Origin of the sequence: Streptomyces sp. A5-4 (assembly GCF_051131715.1) — a bacterium.
GTDB lineage: Bacteria > Actinomycetota > Actinomycetes > Streptomycetales > Streptomycetaceae > Streptomyces.
Genome location: NZ_CP178591.1, coordinates 8,795,086 through 8,816,993, shown reverse-complemented (window position 1 = coordinate 8,816,993; position 21,908 = coordinate 8,795,086). Strand labels below are relative to the sequence as shown.

The following is a 21,908-nucleotide window of genomic DNA, read 5'->3' as shown; positions in this document are numbered from 1 at the left end:
CCGATCATGAACTGGACGAATGCGCTGGCGATCTTCGGTGCCGTCACCGGGGCCAGCGGCCTGAGCTGGCAGATGTGGAGCCACCACCTGACAGGCGGCCGGGTGGAGGTCCTTTCCACCCGGCGCAAGCACGAAGGCCACTGGTGGGTGCGCACCGATGTCTCGAACGAGCGGCGCCGATTTCAACGAGCTTGCGTGACCTGCGAAAACGTTAACTACCCGGCCTTGGGCTTTACCCCGCTATGTAGACATCCGTGAACTTGGCAGCCGGCGCGGGCGGCCCGGACGCCGTCCGGCGGGACACGTTGGGCGACGCCGAGGGCGTACCTGATCACGCGCTCCAACGGACACCTCGTGCCCCGCGCCTGGCAACGCTGCCGGGAAGTCCTGCAGAACCTCATGCGGCCCGCGCCCCTCGATATGGCGGACCAGTCTCCGGAGAAGGCAGGCCCAGACGCTTGCACGCAAGCCGCGTAGGGGAGGGGCGGAAGGGGCTTCTGAGCTGCATGGTGCAGCTCAGGAGTTGATCAGAGTCCCTGCGGAAGAGCTACACCCAAGTCGGACCAACGCGCCGCCAGCGCCACACCGTCGGGGCTCCCCGCAGGCATCACCGCGTTGGGAAGCACCTCCCCCGTCGCCCAACAGGGCTGGAACCTGACACTTCAGCCGTTCCAGAAGGCCACCGCAGGGACATCGGCCGGCGACGTGCCGGCCGGCTGGACCGCGCTGCGGACCCAGGCGCGCTTCACCAACACCAGCGGGCAGATCGCTCGACTGCCCGACACCGTGCTCACGGTCCGATACGGCGCCCTCGGCCGTGCCGCGGTCGCCGTCAAGGACAGCACGCTCACCGAACTGCCCACCCGGGAGGAAGCGGTCAAGGCGGCGCCGCAAGGCACCGTCACCGCCGAGATCGGTGTGGCGGTGCCGCCGCAGACCGCCGGGCAACTGGTCACCGTCACCGCCGAGGCCACGCGGGAAGGGATGGCCCAGGCTGACGACCTCTTCTTCGAGGGCAAGCTCCCGGGCAGCGCCACCACCGATGACAGCTCGGGCGCTCCCGGCGGCACGACGACCTCCACCAGCGCCGTCCAGGCCCGGGGCTCCTGGTCGCAGAACCAGGTGCGGATCTCCCCGATCACGGCCAGCGCGGCCAAGGACGGTAGGCGGTCGGCATCGGCCGAGCTCACCGTCACCAACGGCCAGGACCGACTCCCGCGACGGATGCCCGGGGGTGACCGCCACACCCATGATTGTGTTCGACGCGCAGTCCACGAACCAGGTGATCCACGGCCGACGGGCGGCGCAGCGCCTACCGGCAGCGGGGGCGCGCCCGCGTCACCAGGTCGTTGATGATCGGCGGGGAGATCCTCCGCAACCGGGCTGCGGCCGCGAGCCAGGCCGGTCCCGCTGTCGCCCCCTCGGGCGGAGAGGAGACGGACCGGTGACCGGCGGCCGTGCAGAGGAGCAGCGCGTGCAGGCGGCCGTACGGGGGCACGTCCGTACCCGGGCCGCCGCGGTGGTCACCGCCGCGTTCGACCAGGCCGCCTCCCGAGACCCGGGGCATACGCGCTGCTGGGTGGTGCTGGTGGACGGGGACCGCCACCAGATCGAACTGATCGAGGCCGAGGCGAAACGCCGCCAGGTGACGGTTCATCTGGTCGCCGACCTGATCCACGCACTCGAGTACCTGTGGAAGGCGGCCCGCTGGTCCCGTCGCGGCGCCGACGCGAACACATCCGCCACAAACTCCGTCAAGTCCGCCCGCAGGCCCTCGGCCTGCCGCATGGGCCGTCCCACACCCACATGCTCCCCGACAACATGACCGGGAGGACCTCACGGAGTTCTACTGGGGCATGCTGGTAGTGCACAGACGCGCACTATCGCTGGGGCAGGGGGCCGGTTGGTGTTACGCATTCACTTCACCGCGGAAGACCTCGCGCGGACACGTGTGGCCGCGACGATCGGAGTCGCGGCGGAGACCTACTACAGCCTGGAAGTGCTGAGAGGGAGCCTGGACCATCCTCACTTCCGCTCGTGGCGGTCAGCAGTCGCGGGCCGAATGGGAGCGGATACCCGCCCGCTGACGTCCCTGCTTCCGGTACGCGGCCCGGGGCTCGACCTGCTGGCCCTGATGGGTGAGGTGCCCTCGCTGGAGCACGCCGTGGACAATCTCCTGCATGCACCCAGCTCCCGGCTGCGACGTGAATTCGAAGGTCTCGACTTCCATCCCCGACACCTGCCGTGGGCCAGACGGGTGTCCGAGGGGGACAGAGACGCGCGGCAGGAGCTCGCCGAGGCCGTACGGGCCTGCCATCGGCTGACCGTGGAGCCCTACTGGCACAAGGTGCGGTCCGAACTGGTCGCACTGTCCACCCGCTACGCGAACCTGATGCTTGAGGGAGGCATCGACCTGCTGTTGCGCTCGCTCTGCGCACCACTGGTCCGCTGGCGTCCGCCCGTGCTGGAAGCTCCGTACCCGCGCCGGACCGAGGTGCGTCTCCAGGGCAGGGGACTGATCATCACGCCCACTGTTTTCGCAACGCGCGCCGCGAGCTTTCTTTGGGACCCGCTCGACACAGCCCAGCCGCCCCGGCTGGCCGTGCCGGCCCTGCGCGGGCCGCTGACCGGGGTCGGCCTGGTCGAACCGGATGGGGCCTCCGGCCAGAGCCTGAAGTCACTGCTCGGCCGCACCCGGGCTGCTGCGCTGCGGGTGACAGCGGAGGGCTGCACGACGACCGAGCTGGCACGCCGCCTCAACGTCTCGGCCGCAGCGGCCAGTCAGCACACGACGGTGCTGCGGAACGCGGACCTCATCACCACCAGTCGCCGTGGCGGATCCGTGTTGCACCTCATCACCCCTCTGGGGCTGGCCTTGTTGACGACCGGCACAATGACCGAGCCGTGAGCCGAGGCCGCGCAGGCATCAGCCCGGTGGGCGGACCGGCCCCGCTCTCCGCTGCTACCGGAACCCTCTTCGTGCTTCGTGCGATGCACGAGTGCTGTCCCCCGCGTCTCCCTTTAAGCCCTGGCTTAACAGCTGGGCCGCAGGTGTCCGGCCCGGGCAGGATACGAAGCCGCAACCGGCTCACATCCTGGAGATCGCATGCGCACCCACCTCGCCGCGCCCTCGGTTCCGTCGTGCTGACAGCGGGCACATTGCCCGGCGCTCCCGCCGTCGGTACTGACGCAACCGCTCACCCCGTCACCAAGTTCGACGTCCCCGTCGGGAACGCGTGGACGCAGGGGACTTCGACTTGGCAGAACAGCTTCTCGGTACCGACGGCGCTGTAGGTGCAGTCCCAGGTGTACCAGCAGTATCCCGGGCCGGCCGAGCTCACCGACTTGTGGTTCGTCGGCTCCGGCTGCCCGTTCCGCACAACACTCTTCTCATTACATCCCAGGAAACCCGAACGACCGGGCGGCGCCACAGGCGACCGCCAATCATCTGAACTCAAGGGGATCAACCATGGAACTCAAGGGACGCTTCATCCGACTCGCCGGTGCAGGCGCGGCGATCGCGTTCGGTTCGACACTGCTGGCCGGCGCCCCGGCTTCGGCGCAGGCGGCGGCGCCGGTGTACTACCAGGTGATCAACGCCAACAGCCGCAACTCCTGCCTTCAGGTGGTGGACGTTCCGACAGGCAAGGGAAACCTCGTCCTCGGCAACTGTGACCGTAGCGCGAAGCAGGTGTGGACGATCAGCGGCGGCATTTTCAGGAACCCGGTATCAGGCCACTGCCTCGACGGAAACGGTGCGGATGTCTATACATTCCCGTGCAACGGTGGCGGGTATCAGCAGTGGACGACCACGTCCGGCAGCCCGAAGTCCATCAAGCACAACTGGAGCGGCAAGTACCTGCATGCCAACGGACTCCTCGGGGCCCAAGTAGTCTTCCAGCCCACCATCGGGACGGCGTCCCGATGGGTGATCGACCAGGTGTGAACCGACTGACCCCGTGAGCGCGGCGGGCCGTCACTGAGCTTGTTCCGTTTTGACGGACGCCATTGGTGTGGTGGTCAGGCTGCGAGCGCGGTCTCGTATTCGGCGGGGCTGAGGTAGCCGAGGCTGCTGTGCAGTCGGTGCAAGTTGTACCAGCCTTCGATGACCCTGTTGCCCAATTGGTCTCAGGCTGCAAGTTCAAGGGCAGCCAGCCGGGAGGTCCGGGTCCTGGCAAGAGGAGTCCCGTTCCACCAGGCGTCGAGTCGGATCAGGTTGATGGCTGCTGCGGTCAGGACGTGCGCGAGGTGTGTCTTGCGCAGGCCGGTGTAGCGGGTCCGGCGTGCTCCAGTGGCCGCGACGGCCTGGTGGATGGTGCCTTCCACTCCGGCGCGGGCCGCATAGCGGTCTTTCCACTCGTCCGTGGACTGCTCTGCGCGGACACGTTCGAGGAGCGCGTCCTGTTCTTGTGGGCGCACGGTCAGCTGCCGTCCGTATCGGGTGGAGCGGGTGCACTGGCCGCGGACGGGGCACGGTGCGCAAGTGGAGGTCGCAAAGCGGATACGGATCGCGTCCCGGCCGTTGTTGTCCACGCCGGCCGTCCAGTATCTGCTCGTGGCACCCGTAGGGCAAACTGCCTGCTTGGCTTGCCAGTTGATGGTGAAGGAGGTCTTGCCGAAGCCGTTCTTCTGAGCCGCTTGGCGGGTGTTGTTCGACCGGACTGGGCCGATGACGCTGACGCCGCGGGCGATCGGCGCGGTGAGGAGCAACTCGGCCGATGTGTATCCGGCGTCCAGGAGGTGCTCGGCGGGCAGGAGGTCCCTGCTGGTGAGGCGGTCGTGAACTGCTTCGACGACCATCGCGTCGTTGACAGTGGCGTCGGTTGTCTCGACGTGGGTGATCAAGTGTGGGCGGTGGGTCTCCTCCGGGTCGTCGCAGCTCTCACTGAGGTGGATCTTGTAGCCGACCCAGGCTGACCCGCGCTTCTTCGAGTACCGGGCCTCGGGATCGTAGGGGGAGGCGATCAGAATTCTCCTGGGCGGGAGATCATCCTTCCCCCGCCAGGCCACCTCCCCGGTTCCGTTGGTGACGGTGCGGGTGAACTGCTGCACCCACACCGTGCGCAGGATGGCGAGGGCGGGCACATCCCGCAGCCAGGCCGGCGCCGTCAGCGCGATGACTGCTTCGAGCAGGCGATAGCCGTCAGCCGCGATCTGCTGGGCGAGATCACGCCGCTCTTGCTCGTCCGTCGGCAGCCGGTAGGCGTCAACCCGTGTTCCGTAGCGTTCCTGCCACACCGGGTCCATGGTCGTGCGCATCCAGTCCGGCGCGGCTACGGCGAGGGCCTCCATCGCTGCCCGCAGTGTCTCTCCGACGAACTCGAGGCGGTTGAGGCTGCGGACCGCGGCCAGGACGTGCGTGGCATCCGTCCGCTGCCGCCCACCGGAGGCAGCCAGTCCCATCCCGGCCAGCCGTTTCAGCAGCAGGTCCAGGATCTTCTCCTCCAGGCCGTGCCCCAATAGCCGGTCCCGGAACCCGGTCAGCACAGTGTGGTCGAAGCCGGGGTCGGTCAACTCCAGGCCGAGCAGGTACTTCACGTCGATCCTGGCCCGCACCGCGTGCGCAGCCTGCCGGTCCGTCAGATTCTCGGCAAACTGAAGAATGCTGATCAGCGCCAGCCGGCCGGGCGAGACACCCGGACGGCCTCGCACCCCGAACGACTCCCGGAACTCCTCGTCGCAGAACAATGGGCCGAGGCCATCCCGGATCCGCATCGCCAAGCAGCCCTTGGGAAACGCCGCACGAGCAACACTCCGGGTCACTACGGGTACTTCAACTCCAGAGTCCGACCGCATCGACACCACTCCACCCCCAACTTCACGGCCAGGTAATTTCGTCCCCACTCCCGACCCTGAACAGCAGCATCGACGCTCACCGCCCTGCACACACCGTAATCACCGAAGGTTTCACACTATTGGGCAACAGGGTCCTTCGATGAAGTCGAAGATCGGGGTGCGGGCGGCGGCCCGGCTGGGCCAGGCGCAGGTACCGAGCAGTTCGCGTTTGATGGTCGAGAAGAACGACTCGGCGAGCGCGTTGTCCCAGCACTGACCGGTACGGCCGACCGATAGCCGGACCCCGAACTCGCCTGCCAGGGAAGCGAATTGCTGGCTGGTGTACTGACAGCCGCGATCCGGATGGAAGATCACGGGACGGGTAGGGCGACGCTGCCGGCAGGCGGATGTCAGCGCGTCGGCCACCAGCTCGGTTCGCAGGTGGTCGGCGGTTGCCCGGCCGACCACGCGCCGCGAGGCGATGTCGATGACCGTGGCCAGATAGAGCCAGCCCTCGTCCGTCGGAATGTATGTGATGTCGCCGCACCAGCGAGCATCGAGCCCGGTGCGGTCGGGCTGGAAGTCCCGGACGATGAGGTCGGGACGCAAGGCAGCCCCGGGATCCGGGATCGTGGTCGCCTGCCGTCGTCTGCGGCGCCGGCCCTGCAGTCCGGCGGCCTGCATCAGTCGGGCGACACGACGACGGCCGGCCTGGTCCCGCACGGCGGCCTCGCCGGCGAGGCCGGCGTCGGCGAAGCGCACGGTGCGCTCGGCCGGGCGGTCGGACCGGTTGAGCAGCACGACCGCACGCCTGCCGGAGCCCTGGAGCACCTTGCTGTAGACGTCACCGACGGCGTCGGAGGCGACGCGCACTCCCTGGATGGCGAGGGCGTCCTGGTCGACGGCGAGGATCTCCGGGTTACGCAGGGTGTCGATCATCGACTGCGGCAGCGTCCGCGGGTCGGAACCGATCACCAGCGGGGAGCCCCATCTCAGGCCACTGCTGACCAAATGGTCTGCAACCCCCTTGACCTGGTCCTCCGTTGGAGCGCCGAGGGCATAGCAGGTGTTCCAGCCCATGTACGGGGTCGGGGCGGGCCGGCTGTCGTAGTGCGGCGGACTGTTCGCGGCCCCGGTTTCGGCCTGCGCCGCAGGTACGGCCACCAAAACCAGCGCTGCGGCCCCGAGCGCGGCGACGACCCGGCGGGCACGCGCCCGACCCTGCACGATGCGAAATCACTTGAGTCCCCCGAGAGTTGGGGATGGCAGGCACCACGCCCCGGCTCACGGGGCGGCGCTACGCCGACGACTGTGATGCCGTGCCCGCACCATAATGATTACTAATTAACTTAAACTTGCGAGCGTGTATGAAAGGCGACGGTGTCGCGCAGAGCCTCCTCCAGCGTCGTCTCCGGTCGCCAGCCGGTGGCCGTGCGAAAAGCCGAGGCGTCGACCGTCACACTGCGGAAGTCGCGCACCTCCGCATGGGCGGGTGGCTCCACGGAAAGCACGGGCACCGGTGGCTTCCCCAACTGCTGCGCGACTAGGCTGGCCACCGTGGAAAACACCTCTCCGAGCGGTTCTCCACGCCCCGTGCCCAGCACCCAGTGTTGGTCCACCAGGGCGTCCATATGGCCGATTCCGGCGGTGAAGGCCCGTGCGGCGTCCCGCACATGGAGCAGGTCCCGGCGCACAGTGCCGTCGTGCCACATGGTGATGGGTTCTCCCGCCGCCGCTCGGCGCACCATCGCGGAGACGATGCCCTTGTCCCTGGTGGGCGAGTCCGGGACGTGTCCGAAGACCGTCGGCAGTCTGAGCGAGACGCCGCGCAGCACACCCGCCCGGCTCGCTTCGAGCAGCAGCTGTTCGGCGGCGAGCTTCTGTCGGTCGTACTCGCCCTGCGGCCGGTCGGTCTCCGTGCCGTCGTAGACGTCACCGTGCGCCGACGGCCCCGCAGCCGAGACGGAACCGGTGAATAGCACACTGGTGGGCGAACGTCTGCCGTCGTCCAGCACGGTGATGAGGTCGCGCAACAGTCCGACGTTGATGCGCTCGGCTTCCGTGTCCCCGTCGGCCAGGCGCCAGGTCGTGGAGGCGGCGATGTACGCGATCGAGTGGATCACCACATCGGCGCCGGTGACAGCCGCGGCCATCGCACCCGGCTCCGTCAAGTCGGCGGTGCGCACCTCGATCCGCGTCCGGGCGTGTGGGGGTACTGCGGTCGGTCTACGGGATACGGCCCGTATCCGCAGATCCTGGTCGGCGAGTTCCTGGACGATGGCGGAGCCGATGAAACCGGCAGCGCCGAGTACGACGACGAGTGGCGTCACAGTTGTATCTCCAGTTCGGCGCAGGTCTTGTACGCGGGCAGCAGCCCGGCCGTCCGGACCTCGGCGAGGGAGGGGGCGGCGAGGTCACGGTCCGACTGGATCGGGTCGAGTCCCTGAGGGAAGTCCAGTCCGATGGCCGGGTCGAGCGGGTCGATGGACAGTTCGTGCTCGGGAACGTAACCCTGCGACATGACGTACATGCACAGGGAGTTGTCCGCCAGCGAGATGAAGGCATGCCCCACGCCGACGGGGATGTACAAAGCGTTACAGCGGTCGGCCTCAAGTCGGGTGCTGGTCCACCGACCGAAGGTCGGCGACCCGGTCCGGAGGTCGACCAGGTAGTCCTGAAGGCTGCCGTACGGGCAGTACACATACTTGGCCATGCCCGGTGGGGCCAGGGTGTAGTGGAGGCCGCGGAGCACTCCGCGGGCGGAGATGTTGTGGCTGACCTGCTCGACCCGGAAGAGGGGGCTGCCGCGGTGCTTCTCGAAGGCGTCCCCCTGGTACGGGGCTGCGAAGATGCCCCGCCGGTCGTGGAACACCGGTGGTGTGAATTCGACCGCGCCTTCGATCTCCAGTTCGCGTATCCGCATTGGGTCTCACCCCTGTCTGTGGGTCGGGTTGCTTCGGTCGCGGCTCATGCGATCGGCCTCCGGTTTCTCCGGGGCATCGCCGGTTTCTGCTGTTTTCCACCACCCTGGGTTGTCGCGGTACCACGTCACGGTCCCGGCGAGCCCGTCGGCGAGGGTGACCCGTGGTGTGTGCCCCAGTTCTTCGCGGAGCTTGGTGTCGCACAGGGCGTAGCGCAGGTCGTGTCCCTTGCGGTCCTGGACGCGACGGATCATCGAGGGGTCGGCTCCGCAGAGTTCGAGGAGGCGGTGGGTGAGTTCCAGATTGGACAGTTCCGTGCCGCCACCGATGTTGTAGATCTCTCCGGCACGGCCCTTGAGCAGGACCAGATGGACGGCTCGGCAGTGGTCGTCGACATGCGTCCACTCCCGTACGTTGCGTCCGTCGCCGTACAGGGGCACAGGTCTGCCGTCTAGCAGACGCGTCACGAAGCTCGGGATCAGCTTTTCCGGGTGCTGGTAGGGGCCGTAGTTGTTGGAACAGCGGGTGATCGAGAGGTCGAGCCCGTGGGTGCGCCAGTAGGAGCGTGCGGCGAGGTCCGACGCGGCTTTGGACGCGGCGTACGGGGAGTTGGGCAGCAGTGGGCTGGCCTCGTCCCAGGAGCCCTGGCTGATGCTCCCGTAGACCTCGTCGGTGGAGACGTGGACGAACCGCTCGACGCCGGAGCGCAGTGCGGCGTCCAGCACGGTCTGGGTGCCGAGCACATTGGTGCGCATGAAGTCCGCGGCTCCTGCGATGGAGCGGTCCACATGGGACTCCGCGGCGAAGTGCACCACCGCGTCGTGGCCGGGCAGCAGTTCGTTGAGCAGGGGCGCGTCGCAGATGTCGCCCCGGACAAAGGTGAGCTGGTCGTGCGCCGCGGGCAGGTTGGCGCGGCGGCCGGCGTAGGTCAGCTTGTCCAGCACGGTGATGTCCGTGCCGGCCTGTGGTGCGTATCGCCCGGCCAGCAGTGCGCGGACGTAGTGGGAGCCGATGAATCCGGCGCCGCCCGTGACGAGAATCCTCATGTGCGGACGTCCCGTTCGTGCCCGGTTACACCCGGGGGTGACGGCGGGGGCAGGGCCGGGTTGTGCGTACGCATGGTGGGTACCTCCGGCGTGGGGCAGGACGGGTGGTGGCCCGCCCCGGGATGGCGGGCAGGAGTCACTCGGCCGTTGCGACGTCAAGGACGTACTGGCCGTAGGGGGACGCGGCGAGCCGGCCGCCGAGCTTGAGACAGGCCTCTCGGTCGATGAACCCCATGCGCCAGGCGATCTCCTCGATGCAAGCGATACGAACGCCTTGGCGGTGCTCCAGGATCTGCACGTACTGGCCGGCTTCGGTCAGCGCGTCGTGGGTTCCGGCGTCCAGCCAGACGAAGCCCCGCCCCAGGGAGACGAGTTCGGCTCTGCCGCGCTCCAGGTAGACCTGATTGACGTCGGTGATTTCCAGTTCGCCACGCGCTGAGGGCTTCAGGTTCTTCGCAATGTCGACGATGTCGTTGTCATAGAGGTAGAGCCCGGTGACGGCGAGATTCGACCGTGGCCGCTCGGGTTTCTCGACGAGGGACACCAGCGTCCCCTGGTCGTCGACCTCACCTATGCCGTACCGCTCGGGGTCGCTCACGGGGTAGCCGAACAGCACGCAGCCTTGCACGTCGCGCACCTTGCTCTGGAGCAGCCGCGCGAAGCCGGGGCCGTGGAAAATGTTGTCGCCCAGGACGAGGGCCACGGATTCGTTGCCGATGTGATCCGCGGCGATCAGGAAGGACTCCGCGAGGCCGCGCGGGCGGTCCTGGATCGCGTAGCTGAGGAACATGCCAAGAGCGGATCCGTCGCCCAGCAGCCTTTGGAAACTGCCGAGATCGTCCGGTGTCGAGATGATCTGGACCTCACGGATCCCCGCGAGCATCAGCACGGACAGCGGGTAGTAGATCAACGGTTTGTCATAGACGGGCAGTAACTGCTTGGAGGTACCCAGCGTGATCGGGTACAGGCGGGAGCCGTGCCCGCCCGCCAGGAGGATGCCTTTCAATGACCTGCTCCGTTCTTCCGTGTGCGGCCGCTCAGGCCGGGCGGTCCCGGCCCGCCTCGCGGACGTTGTCGAGCAACTGCGCCTGGCGGAGCAGGGTTTCGTGCTGGTGTCCCGGCCCTTCCATGGAGTGGGCCGATGCGATGAAGGCCGCGAGGGTGTTGCGGGTCTGGTCGTCGGGGGCGAGCCGGATCTCCTCGGTGCCCGAGGCGCGGGTCATCCGGATGACGGGTTTGTGGTCGGCCGGCGGGGTGAAGGCGCGCTCCACGGTGATCCGGCCTTCGCTGCCCCAGAGTTCGTAGAACGACCGGTAGCCGTGGTCCAGCCCGAAGACGATCTGTGCCGTGACCCCTGAGGGGGTGCTCAGCAGGGCGGCCCCCGCGGTGTCGACCTGCTGGTACGCGCCCCGGGTGAGGCGCGCGCCGAGCACTTCGAGGTCATGGCCGAGGAAGTGGAGAGCTGCCCGCAGCGGGTAGATTCCCACGTCCCACAGCGCGCCCCCGTCCAGTTCCTGGGCGTAGCGGATGTCTGTGGTGACCAGCCGCGGGATGCCGAACCCGGCCTGGAGGGAACGCAGTTCGCCGATGCAGCCGTCTTTTACCAGGGTGCGTACGGTCGCGTGCTGATGGTGGTGTACGAACATGATGTTCTCCATCAGCGCCAGACCGGCGCGCCGCGCCAGCTCGACGAGGCTCGCGGCGTGCTCGGGTTGCGTGGTCGCCGGCTTCTCCACCAGGACGTGTTTGCCCGCTCGCAGCGCGGCCTCGGCCCAGTGCGCGTGCAGCGAGGCGGGCAGCGGCACATACACCGCGTCGACGTCGTCGCGCCGCAGCAGCGCCTCGTAGCCCTGGACGGCGGTGGCATCGTACGGGGCGGCCGCGTCCTCGGCCCGGTGGATGTCCCGTGAGGCGATCGCCGTCAACTCGGTACCGGGGAGTTCCGCGAGAGCTGGCAGCATGCGGCGTATCGCGAATCGGGAGGTGCCCAGGACACCGAAGCGCAGGGGCGCGAGGCCGACTTCCGCGCTCACGCCGGACTCACGCCCGCCGCGTGGAGACAGGCGAGCAGGGTGCGGGCCTGGACGTTGAGGTAGTGGCCGTGGCGGGTCAAGGAGGTGAGCTGGGCGGGGGTGGCCCAGATGTAGCCGGTCGGGGGGACGAGCGGGGCGTGTTCCTCCTCGGCCTCGACGAGGAGGTAGTCGCTCTCGGCGTTGCGGAAGCGGCCACCCTCCTCGGAGTGGACCACGCGGTAGCGCACGCGGGCGGGGTCCGCGGTCAGGATGTGGGCAAGGAAGCGGGGCTGTTGATCGGGGGGCAGATGGCTGTGGTTGGCGGGGACGCACTGGACGGTCGGGGCAAGCTCCACGGTGTCCAGGAAGCCACCCTCGGCGCGGGCGTGAAGGAGTACGTGCGGTACCCCGTCGAAGGTCCGCATCAGGAAGGCGACCAGGCCGCGGCCCACCGGTTCGATGAGCGGCTGGGTCCACCCGGGGACCTCACGGTTGCCTGCCACGACGGAGACAGCCACGACGTTGAAGTAGCGCCCCTCCTCGTGTTCGATGGCGTACTCACCGCGTTTCCAGCCGGGCAGCCCTGCCAGCGGGACAGTTTCGGCCCGCACGTGACGGCCGGAGCGCTCACCGGTGAACCAGGAGAGCAGTTGCACATCGGAGAGCAGCGCCCGGGGCGCGGGGTCGCGGTGCGGCAGGCAGGCGAGCACCGTTCGCGCGTCCATGTTGACCACGTTGTCCTGATGGAGCAGTCCGGCGAGGTCGGCGAGGGTGAGCCAGCGGAAGTCGTCGTGGGGCGGTACGTCGCGGTCTGTTTCGATGATCATGTTGCGGTTGGATTTGTGGTAGAACCACGCGCCGTGCTCCGACTGCAGGGAGTCCGCCAAGACGGTGCCCGCGCCGGGGCGGGTGAAGTACTCCAGGTACCGGACACCGCTCCCCCGGTGGGCTCCGGTGTAGTTGCTGCGGGTTGCCTGGACCGTCGGCGACAGTTGGACGAGGTTGGCGTTGCCCGGCTCCATTTTGGCTTGCATGAGGAAATGCAGAACGCCGTGGAATTCCTTGGCCAGGATGCCGAGGATGCCGATCTCTGGCTGTCTGATGACGGGTTGGTGCCACTCGTGGGGCGGCCCGTCACCGTACGGTTCGCCCACTTCGGTCACGTGCAGGCCCTCGACGGTGAAGAAGCGCCCGCTGCGATGGAGCAGATTGCCCGTCTCCGCGAACGACCATCCGTCCAGCGCGGTGAAGGCAATACGGTCGACGCGGAAGGTGTGGGCGAGGCGGCGCTCGTCTAGCCAGTGCTGGACGTCGGCGGCGCCGTGCGGGGACTGTGCGTCGCGCGCGGTCGCCGAGAGAGCGATACGGTCCGCCTGTTCGGGCAGGTAGCGTGCCGAGAGCAGCGTCTGCCCCTTCCGGCGGTGGGCGGTGACGGCTGTCATCAGGTGGCTTTCACCACGGGCTGTTGAAATGACGCGAGCAGCCGGACCGCCGCCTCGGCGCCGCCTTCCGCGCGGACGGATTCGCTGAGCCGGGCGGTCCGCCGCGCCAGCTTCGTGTCCTTCGTCAGACGCGCGAACAGCGCGGCGAGGGTTTCCGGGGTGAGGCTGTCGCGCGCCACCGGGGCGAGTCCGCCGCCGGCCTGCTGCGCTCGGGTGCCCCACATAAACTGTTCTGTCTGCAACGTGCAGTTCACCTGGGGAGTACCGGCGGCGAGCGCGGCATGCACACTGCCGGTACCTCCGGAAAGCACAGCCGCGGCCACCCGGGGAAAGATCCAGTCGTACGGGACCTCACCGGTCACGCATACGTTCTCGGAGGCCTCGTCGACCTGGATGCTGCCCCATCCGGACGCCACCACGACGCGGACTCCCGCGATGACTGCCGCTCGGGTCACAATCCTGCCGGTCTCCGTGGGATCCGCTCCGGCGATGCTTCCGAAGCCGACGAGTACGGGAGGCGCGCCCGATGCGAGGAACGTGGACAGGTGCTCGGGGGGCGACCAGTCGGAGCGGTGGGGCAGATGCCAGAAGCCGGTGGTGTGTACATGTGCGGGCCAGTCGGGGGCCGGAGCGACCAGGTGCTTGCTGAAACCGTGCAGGACCGGGACGCGCCCGCCGTCCGGGCGGCGGAGCCGGTCGTGCCGTCCTTGGCGCAGCGGCAGGCCCAGCCGTTCCTGACGCCACCGGTCGACCTCGGCGCTTTCCGTCTGCCGGCGCCCCAGGAGTAGGTAGCTCAGGCGGTTCAACCACTGCGGCAGTTCGGTGCCCAGTTTGATCGCGGCACTCGGATAGTGCCGCGAGGGCACGAAGTTTGGATAGAAGGTGGCAAGGACCGAGGGGACGCCCAGCTTCTCCGCGACATGGTGTCCCAGTTCGAAGTCGTCATAGGGGTGGACGACCAGGTCCGCCCCGTCCTCCGCGGCGAGCCAGGTGTCCTCAAGAAGCCGGGGGAGATACTCCCTGAATCCCTGTCTGAGTTTTTCGACGGCGTTCAGGCGATCCTTTTTCCGCTCACCGCCGGAGAGTTCCCCTGCAATCAGTTTCCGCACATCCGGGTCTTCCGTGTACAGCCGGAGAAGACCGTCGTCGCGGGCCCGGAACTCTATTCCGTAGTCCGAGGCGAGCGCGCCGAACCTGGCAGGAGCGGAAAGAACTGCTGTGTGTCCCTGAGTGTTCAGGGCATGCGCCAGCGCGACATACGGCTGCACATCTCCGCGACTTCCATAGGAATAGACCAGCACTCTCATCATTACCGCCCGTCTCGTTCCGCGTCCCGGCAGGCGCACTCCGCACGTCCCGGCGAGTGCAACTCACCAAAGAGCAAAGGGGCAGCGGGATCGGTTGTCAAGGGCAAGAAGGGAGGTGCTACAAATGTGCGGCGACAAGTGCCACAGCGGCTCTTCTTTACTTCTCAACCGTTCCCAGTACCGATGTTCGTGCTATATGGGCAACGCAGAGGACACTCCGCGTGGCGCTCCCATGAAGCTAAGTGCCGTTGTCTCGGCGGCTTCGCATTCGCCTCTTCGAGAACGCGGAGGGCTGTGGTTAACGTGCGGGGCAGGAGCGCCCTCGCGCAGGTCGTACCGGGCGCTTCGACAGCACCGGCCCACGAGTGTGCAGCACGAGAGGAGCAGCCGATCCGACAGCGCGACCAGCCCAACTCCCGTACCCCTGACCGTCACCGACTCCGAGCACCCCCGGCGGAGGGCCGGTCCACGGCAGGCCGTCCGGCGAGGGCCGGAACGGCGCGCCGGCTCCGGCCTGCGGCATCGATGTCAAGCCGCAACCCGCCAGCCCGTCCTGTAGATTACTGAAAACTCCTCTTCCGAGTTCCGCCGGTACTTGACCATAAAACGACCACAAGGCACTTTCGGTTCGATTTCAGCCTCGTTCCCTTGTGACCGTGAGGGCAATTGGCTGCACATCGACCCTGACCGGGCCCGCACCACGCACCGCACCGCAGCACGTTCGATACACGGGGGTATTGATCATGACGATTCATCTGACGGTTGCCCACACCGAAGGTCTCATGCGAACGGGGATCGTCCGGATTCTAAGAGAAGCCGACGACATGGAAGTGGTCGCGCAAGTCGCCACCCGCAGTCAGTTAGCCCACTCCAACGCCATGCAGCACTCGGACATCGTGGTAATGGACGGCTCATGTCGTGAGCTCTGTAATCCGCAAACCATCAGGGAAATAACGTCCACCACGACCGACGTGCTGCTCCTGACCTCCGACTCCCCGGACGGAATGATCCTGCGCGCGCTCGAAGCCGGCGCGGTCGGATTTCTGCCGGTGAATTCGAGTGCATCGGAACTCTATCGTGCCATCCGGCTGATCGCCGAGGGGAACGGTTTTATCGATCCGACCATCATCCGCCCGCTGACCCGAGCAATCAACCGTACGACCACCGAGGAAGCCGTGGCCTCGGACGCCCGGCTCATGTCGCTGCTGACGCCACGCGAACACCAGGTGCTGGTGTTCCTCGCCCGGGGCCTTCCCAACGCGAGCATCGCACAGCAGCTGAAGGTTTCTGAGAATACGGTGAAAACTCACGTGAGCCGACTCTTGGCAAAGCTGGGCCTCCGCAGCCGAGTTGAGGCCGCGCTGGCCATACGCGACAGCGAAACGTCATTGCCTCGGCTGACGACCGCAGCCAGCCGAGGCAGTGGCCCGACGATCCGCGACAGCAAATCCCCACTCCAGGGCTGCACTCCACGGGGCTCCGGGCAGTAGTCCGAAAGGTGACACGGGTCCCCCACCCGATGTATCGCGTAACACCAACCCCTCCTGTTTGGTGGCAGTTGAACGATGCTGGCACGACATGGGGGAGTTTTCGCGTGCAAGAGATCGCAGCACTGATATCGAATCGGTTCAGCCGGGCAGAACCGCGCAGGCGCGTGGTGGCCTATATGGAAGGGCTACTGTCCCCGACGCTACGGAAGAGCGCCTTCTCCCTGGCGACCCACGCACATGAGGCCGGACCGGACGGGATGCAGCGCCTGCTGCGTACCGCGAAGTGGGACGCCGACGCCGTGCGCGACGACTTGCGCGCGTACGTTCTCCAGCACACCCGCACCGAGAACGACGGCATCCTGGTGCCCATCTGGGAGACCTTCGTCAAGAAGGGACAACACTCCGCGGGAGTTGCCTGGCAGTACTCCAGCACCCACCAGCGCATGGAGAACTGCCAGGTCGGGCTGTTCCTGGGACACACCTCCGAGTCGGGACGCGGCCTGATCGACCGGGAGCTCTACATGCCCCGGCAGTGGCTCCAGGACCGGTCCCCGCAGGACGGGGCAGGCCTCCCACCGGACGTTTCGTACATCACGAAGGCCGGGCTGAACCGCAGGATGATCGCGCGGGCGCTTGAGCACGGCCTGCACACCCCCTGGGTGTCGGTGCCCGACCCCGACCTGTGGGACGAGGATCTGCGGCGGTGGCTCGACTCCACCCAGATCCCCTACGCCCTGCGGCTGCGCCCCGCCGACGCGCTGGCGCTCGCCCCCCGCCGGATGAGGGCCGAGTGGCGCCTCAACGAGGCGCGGGCCAACCTGACGTCCCGTGTGAACACCCTGCCCTGGAACACTCTGCGGTTGCGACAGGAACCGAGCGGGCGCACCTTCTGGATGCTGACGCACAACCCGCCGGGGTCGGCCCGCCCCCACTACTTCTTGTGTTCGGGGCCCGCCACCACCACCATCCCGGAGTTCATCCGCGCGGTAAGGGCCCAGTCGGCCATCAGGCAGTGCCTCGACGCGACCCGGATCGGAGCCGGTCTGCACGAGTACCAGGTGCGCAGCGTCACCGGCTGGAATCGGCACACCACACTGTCCCTCCTGGCCCATGCCTTCAGATCCTTCGCCCTGGACGCTCCGCCCGCGCAGCAGCCCTCCCTCGCCCGCCGTACCCCGCAGGTTCACTGAAGCAAGGAGAAATCACATGTCCGGACAGCCCCCCAGCGTGCCGGCGCCCCCGGGCCCGTACGCCGAACTGTTCGCCTGGAGCGCGCAGATGCGAGCCACCGAACCGGTCGTCTTCGACGAGTCGATGGGCCTGTGGCATGTCTTCGCCTACGCGGAGGCCAAGCGGGTCATAACCGAGCACGAGACGTTTTCCAGCGAGTTCACCACCCCGGAGGAGGAGCTTGCCATCTTCTCGACGGGCAACCTCGCGCTGATGGACCCGCCCCGGCACCGCATGTTCCGCAACCTGGTGTCCAAGGCATTCAGCCCGCGCAGCGTGGCCGGCTTGGAGACACGTCTGACCGGGCTCTGTGCCGAACTTCTCGACAACGTTGCCACGGACCGGCCCGTCGACTTCATCGAGGATTTCGCCTCTCTGTTGACCACGCAGGTCATGGCGGAGCTGCTCGGCATCGAGGCGCAGCACCGGCACAAGCTGCGCGTGTGGTCCGACGCCCTGCTTTCGCAGAACCGCACCGGTTTGGATCTGGAGCCCGCGCTCCTCGCCGAAATCGCACGCACCACCGAGGAGATGGACGCTTTTCTCCGCAAGGAGTTGATCCGGCGCCGCGAGACTCCAGGCCCGGATCTCATCAGCGGCCTGGTGCGCGCGGAGGTCGACGGTGAGCGGCTGGGGGACGACGAGATCGTGGGCATCGTGACGATCTTCCTGGTGGGTGGTCACGTCACCACCACCTCGGTGCTTGCCAGCGCGGCGCAGTGTCTCCATGAACAGCCCGAAGCGGTGGCGAGGTTGCGGGCCGACCGGTCGCTGCTGCCGACCGCCATCGAGGAGATCATCCGGTACCGGCCGCCGTTCTCCCGTGTAGTGCGCCGCTGCGCAAAGGACACCGAGCTCGGCGGCCGGCCAGTCCCCGCAGGCGCCGTGGTCGTGGTGTGGCTGGCCTCGGGAAACTTCGACGAGACGGTCTTCGACGCTCCGGAGCGCTTCGACATCACCCGCACGCCCAATCCTCATCTGGGCTTCGGCAACGGGGTGCACTTCTGCCTGGGCGCCCCATTGGCGCGGCTTGAGGTGCGTATCGCGCTGGATGCCCTGCTGGACCGTTTCGAGCGGGTGACCTTGCGGGAAACCGGCGCTCCCCTGGATGCGTACGACCCCTTCGGGGGCATCCTGGCGCTGCGGAAGCTGGATGTCGTCTTCGAGGGGGCTCCTGCCGTGCGGGCCGACTGAACCGGCCGACTGCACGGGCTCCGATGCCGGGCAGAGCCTGCCCGGCGGATCCTCATGGACGCCTCGTCCAGAGCCAGTTCACCCGGGACGATTGCGCTTCCCCGCCCAGTACGGCCCATGCGCACGCGTAGGGTGTTGCGCACCGTGCGCCCGTTACCGAGCCCACACCCGTGACGGGGCTCGATGCACAAGGAGAGAACACTTGAACACCGGATTACTACTGTCACTGGCGGGCCTCGCACTGCTGGACAGTGCCAGCCTGGGCACCTTGTTCATCCCGGTGTGGCTGATGCTCTCGCCGGCCCGTGTCGGCGCGGGCAGAATTCTCATCTACCTCGCCACCATTTCGGCCTTCTACTTCGGTGTGGGTCTGCTCGTCGTGCTCGGAGCGGGGGCGGTGTTCTCCGCCACCGGGGACGCCCTGGAGAGCCGCAGCGCTCTGTGGATCCAACTGGCCGTCGGCGTAGTGCTGTTCCTGCTGAGCTTCCGCTTCGCCCCGAAGAAGGGCGAGAGGGATTCCGCCTCCGCGTCCGGCCGGTGGCACGACCGCTCCGACGCCCGCTCGTCGTCGGTGGTGTTCATCGTCGGGCTCGCGCTGCTCGCCGCGCTCGTGGAGGTGGCCACCATGCTCCCGTACCTGGGAGCCATCGGCATGCTGACCACCTCCGGCCTCAACGGCGCTGCCGTCGTGGCCCTGTTGGCGGGCTATTGCGTGGTCATGGTGCTCCCGGCCCTGGTCCTGCTCGTCGGGCGGGCCACTGCACGGGCCCGGATCGAACCCCTGCTGGACCGCCTGAACGCATGGATTTCCAAGAGGGCCGACGGCGCCCTGGGGTGGGTGCTGGTCATTGTCGGGTTCCTGGTCGCCCGGGACGCGGCGGCCCGCCTGTGGTTCCCGGAGATGTTCGGCTCCTGAGCACGCTCGTACGCCGGGGGCCCATGACACGGGCTGCCCCGGCGTGTTGTTCCCACTGTTGAGTGGCGCTCAGCGCGGGAGGCGTGCGGTGCCTGGGGTGGGCGCCGCCAGGCCGGTGCCTGCCGCGAGGAAGGTGAGTACGTCCGCGGCGAAGCCCGTCGCGGCGCTCCACGACCGTGTTCCGTGCCCCAGGTCTTCGCAGCGCAGCAGCACGCGGGCGGGATCAGGCACGGCGTGCTGGAGCGCCGCGCACATCTTGCGTGCGTGCAGGGAGTCCACCCGGGTGTCGTTGTCGAAGGCCGACAGCAGGACCGCCGGATAGGCCCGTCCCTCGCGTACCTGGTGGTACGGCGAGTAGGACAGCAGCCACTGCAGTTCCTCGGGATCGCTCGCACTACCGTACTCATGGACCCAGGCCGGGCCCAGACCGGACCGCTCGTAGCGCACCATGTCGAGCAGCGGGGCCGCGCAGCTCACTGCGGCGTACAGCTGCGGCTGCTGCACCGCGGCTGCGCCGACGAGCAGTCCGCCGTTGGACGTGCCGGCGATGGCCAGCTGTTGCGGCGTCGTCCACCCCTCGTCGATCAGCCAGCGGGCAGCGGCGTGAAAATCGTCGAAGGTGCGCTGCTTGTCCGCCCGAGTGCCGGCGCGGTGCCACCGCTCCCCGTATTCGCCGCCGCCGCGGACATGCGGTTCGGCGAACACGCCGCCCGCCCGGACCCAAGCCGCGACGTCCGGCCCGTAGTGCGGTCGCGCGCTCACCCCGAAGCCTCCGTAACCACGCATGAGCAGGGGCCGGGGGGTGCGCGGGGCACCCGCAGGGTCCCGCGGCACAACGAGTGCCATCGTGACGCGCACCCCGTCGGCCGACAGGTAGTGCACCCGCAGGGTTGTTGCCCACTCGGCGTCCGGGGCACGGCCCGCCATGGGGGCCGAGGCGTGGTCCGGGGGTCGCCAGGGGGCGACAAGGCCGTCGTGCGCGTCATAGCGCAGGACGCGCGAGGCCGTCGTGTAGTCGGTGTAGGAGAACCATACTTCGCTGCCGCCCCCGGGCCGGGTCGTCAGCCGGGTGACCGTGCCGGCGCCGGGCAGCTGCGCGCGGGCCGTCTGCTTCCCGGAATCGTCGTCGTGCAGGGTCAGTTCGCCGCAGGCCTCACGGGACCACAAGGCCAGGATCGAGGGGCGGGCGTGCGGCCCCTCGATCAGCACTGCCTCCTCAAGCACCGCGTCGGGCCGCTCGGCGATCACCTCGGTCCAGGGGTCGTCGGGGCTACGGGGATCGAAGGCGCAGAGCCTTCTGCCGCTCGCGCCGTCGTCGGTCAGGACACGGGCCGTACCGTCCGGGCCGATCTCCACCGCGGAATGGCTGCCCTCGGTGGAGCGGACCGGGTGAAAGTCGGGCTTGTCGAGCGGGCCTGCGGTGAGGTCGGCCAGCCACAGCCGGTTGCCCCGCCGGCTACCCACGCGCACCCCCACCACGAGCCAGCGCCCGTCGTCGCTGACGGACAGGGTGTAGGCGGCGCTCGGGTCCATGCCGTCGCCCAGGACGGGCGGATCGGTGTCCGGGTCGGTGCCGATCCGATGCCAGTGGACCCGCCGATACAGGCGCACATCATCTGCCGGGATCGCGCCGGGTGCACGCCCTCGGACGTAGAAGTAACCGTCCTGGCCCGCGACCCAGGCCGGAGCCGGGCCGCGGGTCCGGTCGACGGGCCGCTCAACGCACCGCCCGGTCCTCGCGTCGAGGACGCGCAAGTTGGGCTCTTCCCGTCCTTCAACCGCCAACTGGCAGGCGATCAGGGCGCCGTCGGGGGACGGCGACCACGGACCGAGGACCGTACGGCCCGACGGGTCGCCGGCCGCCGGGTCCAGGACGGTCCGTACGGAGCCGGAGGCAGTGGCCGTACACAGGACCGGCTGTTCGCGGCCCGGCCCCGTGTACTCGAAGAAGCACCGGTCGGCCCGCCACAGCGGGACCCCGATCAGCTCCGCGCCGGACAGCGACCGGACCTGACGGTGCCAGGCCGCACGCGTGCTGTGCGACCGGACGCCGGTGTCGAACCGGTCGTGCTGGTAGCGGAGCCAGCGCACGGTCCGCTCCGACGTCGCCTCCTCCAGCCACCGGTAGGGGTCGGCGACGACACGGCCGAAGAGCTGGTCGGCCGTGTCGTCGCGCGGCGCCGGTGGGGCCGCCTCTTCGCCCATGCTGCCCATCGTGGCGTCGTCCCTTTCGGTGCTACGGCTGCTTGGCTATGAAGTCGGCCATGGCGCCCACCGTCTTCAGGGTTCCCAGGACGTCGTCGGGGATCTTCACGGAGAACTTCTCCTCCACCGTCACGCCCAGCTCGACCAGTTCGAGGGAGTCGATGTCCAGATCCTCCAGGAAGGTCTGGTCGTCCGTGATGTCGGAGACGGCCACGGACGCCACGTCCGACACGACGAGGGCGAGGTTCTGGAAGGCTTCTTCTCGGTTCATGGTTTCTCTCTTCTCGGTGAGTGGTGATGGATGGTCCGAACGTTCCCGTGTGTGTCACGGAGCGGTGCGGGGCTGCCGCGCGGGCACGGCGCCGCCCGA

At 68.2% G+C, this 21,908-nt stretch carries 19 protein-coding genes and 1 pseudogene; 9 read left to right on the top strand and 11 right to left on the bottom strand.

Annotated elements, in window-relative coordinates:
• Positions 1–6 precede the first annotated feature (6 nt).
• The 5 genes from ACLLJJ_RS41230 to ACLLJJ_RS41210 all read left to right on the top strand — a co-directional run bounded on the left by ACLLJJ_RS41230 (position 7) and on the right by ACLLJJ_RS41210 (position 3,946).
• On the top strand, positions 7–258 hold the full coding sequence (locus ACLLJJ_RS41230; RefSeq protein ID WP_434599931.1) for a hypothetical protein: 252 nt from the start codon (positions 7–9) through the stop codon (positions 256–258).
• Positions 259–615: 357 nt separating this feature from the next.
• The gene (locus tag ACLLJJ_RS41225; protein WP_434599930.1) at positions 616–1,353 is read left to right on the top strand and encodes a hypothetical protein; all 738 of its coding nucleotides are present in this window, start codon (positions 616–618) and stop codon (positions 1,351–1,353) included.
• Between the two features lie 91 nt (positions 1,354–1,444).
• Positions 1,445–1,825: a hypothetical protein gene (locus ACLLJJ_RS41220; RefSeq protein ID WP_434600711.1), complete on the top strand. Its 381-nt coding sequence runs from the start codon at positions 1,445–1,447 to the stop codon at positions 1,823–1,825.
• Between the two features lie 81 nt (positions 1,826–1,906).
• The gene (locus ACLLJJ_RS41215) at positions 1,907–2,908 is read left to right on the top strand and encodes an ArsR/SmtB family transcription factor (protein WP_434599929.1); all 1,002 of its coding nucleotides are present in this window, start codon (positions 1,907–1,909) and stop codon (positions 2,906–2,908) included.
• 561 nt (positions 2,909–3,469) lie between these two features.
• Positions 3,470–3,946 (top strand): RICIN domain-containing protein, encoded by a 477-nt coding sequence (locus ACLLJJ_RS41210; protein ID WP_434599928.1) that lies wholly within the window; start codon positions 3,470–3,472, stop codon positions 3,944–3,946.
• Positions 3,947–4,128: 182 nt separating this feature from the next.
• Here ACLLJJ_RS41210 and ACLLJJ_RS41205 read toward each other — a convergent pair whose 3' ends face one another.
• The 9 genes and pseudogenes from ACLLJJ_RS41205 to ACLLJJ_RS41165 form a co-directional block, all read right to left on the bottom strand.
• Positions 4,129–5,802 carry an IS1182 family transposase gene (locus ACLLJJ_RS41205; RefSeq protein ID WP_434599927.1) on the bottom strand — a complete coding sequence of 558 codons (1,674 nt, stop codon included), beginning with the start codon at positions 5,800–5,802 and terminating at the stop codon, positions 4,129–4,131.
• Between the two features lie 105 nt (positions 5,803–5,907).
• Positions 5,908–6,762, bottom strand: a pseudogene (locus ACLLJJ_RS41200) (IS3 family transposase); the annotation flags it as partial.
• Positions 6,763–7,124: 362 nt separating this feature from the next.
• Complete coding sequence (locus ACLLJJ_RS41195; protein WP_434599926.1) at positions 7,125–8,105, bottom strand: NAD-dependent epimerase/dehydratase family protein; 981 nt, start codon at positions 8,103–8,105, stop codon at positions 7,125–7,127.
• Positions 8,102–8,698, bottom strand: coding sequence for a dTDP-4-dehydrorhamnose 3,5-epimerase family protein (locus ACLLJJ_RS41190; protein WP_434599925.1), 597 nt, complete (start codon positions 8,696–8,698; stop codon positions 8,102–8,104). The genes ACLLJJ_RS41195 and ACLLJJ_RS41190 overlap by 4 nt, the downstream gene beginning before the upstream one ends.
• 6 nt (positions 8,699–8,704) lie before the next feature.
• Complete coding sequence (rfbB, locus tag ACLLJJ_RS41185; RefSeq protein ID WP_434599924.1) at positions 8,705–9,742, bottom strand: dTDP-glucose 4,6-dehydratase; 1,038 nt, start codon at positions 9,740–9,742, stop codon at positions 8,705–8,707.
• A gap of 136 nt (positions 9,743–9,878) precedes the next feature.
• Positions 9,879–10,748, bottom strand: coding sequence for a glucose-1-phosphate thymidylyltransferase RfbA (gene rfbA / locus ACLLJJ_RS41180; protein WP_434599923.1), 870 nt, complete (start codon positions 10,746–10,748; stop codon positions 9,879–9,881).
• Positions 10,749–10,779: 31 nt separating this feature from the next.
• Positions 10,780–11,775, bottom strand: a complete 996-nt coding sequence (locus ACLLJJ_RS41175) for a Gfo/Idh/MocA family protein (RefSeq protein ID WP_434599922.1) — start codon at positions 11,773–11,775, stop codon at positions 10,780–10,782.
• On the bottom strand, positions 11,772–13,196 hold the full coding sequence (locus tag ACLLJJ_RS41170; protein ID WP_434599921.1) for an NDP-hexose 2,3-dehydratase family protein: 1,425 nt from the start codon (positions 13,194–13,196) through the stop codon (positions 11,772–11,774). The genes ACLLJJ_RS41175 and ACLLJJ_RS41170 overlap by 4 nt, the downstream gene beginning before the upstream one ends.
• Entirely contained in the window at positions 13,196–14,503 is a 1,308-nt protein-coding gene (locus ACLLJJ_RS41165; protein WP_434600672.1) for a glycosyltransferase, read from the bottom strand. The genes ACLLJJ_RS41170 and ACLLJJ_RS41165 overlap by 1 nt, the downstream gene beginning before the upstream one ends.
• A gap of 743 nt (positions 14,504–15,246) precedes the next feature.
• On the opposite strand from ACLLJJ_RS41165, the gene ACLLJJ_RS41160 reads away from it, so the two are divergent.
• The 4 genes from ACLLJJ_RS41160 (at position 15,247) to ACLLJJ_RS41145 (ending at position 19,333) form a co-directional block, all read left to right on the top strand.
• Positions 15,247–15,993 carry a LuxR C-terminal-related transcriptional regulator gene (locus ACLLJJ_RS41160; protein WP_434599920.1) on the top strand — a complete coding sequence of 249 codons (747 nt, stop codon included), beginning with the start codon at positions 15,247–15,249 and terminating at the stop codon, positions 15,991–15,993.
• A gap of 104 nt (positions 15,994–16,097) precedes the next feature.
• The gene (locus ACLLJJ_RS41155; RefSeq protein WP_434599919.1) at positions 16,098–17,183 is read left to right on the top strand and encodes an IS701 family transposase; all 1,086 of its coding nucleotides are present in this window, start codon (positions 16,098–16,100) and stop codon (positions 17,181–17,183) included.
• 16 nt (positions 17,184–17,199) lie between these two features.
• The gene (locus ACLLJJ_RS41150) at positions 17,200–18,417 is read left to right on the top strand and encodes a cytochrome P450 (protein WP_434599918.1); all 1,218 of its coding nucleotides are present in this window, start codon (positions 17,200–17,202) and stop codon (positions 18,415–18,417) included.
• 202 nt (positions 18,418–18,619) lie between these two features.
• Positions 18,620–19,333 (top strand): GAP family protein, encoded by a 714-nt coding sequence (locus ACLLJJ_RS41145; RefSeq protein ID WP_434599917.1) that lies wholly within the window; start codon positions 18,620–18,622, stop codon positions 19,331–19,333.
• Positions 19,334–19,402: 69 nt separating this feature from the next.
• Here ACLLJJ_RS41145 and ACLLJJ_RS41140 read toward each other — a convergent pair whose 3' ends face one another.
• On the bottom strand, positions 19,403–21,538 hold the full coding sequence (locus ACLLJJ_RS41140; RefSeq protein ID WP_434599916.1) for a prolyl oligopeptidase family serine peptidase: 2,136 nt from the start codon (positions 21,536–21,538) through the stop codon (positions 19,403–19,405).
• Between the two features lie 31 nt (positions 21,539–21,569).
• The gene (locus tag ACLLJJ_RS41135) at positions 21,570–21,809 is read right to left on the bottom strand and encodes a phosphopantetheine-binding protein (RefSeq protein WP_434599915.1); all 240 of its coding nucleotides are present in this window, start codon (positions 21,807–21,809) and stop codon (positions 21,570–21,572) included.
• Positions 21,810–21,908 lie beyond the last annotated feature (99 nt).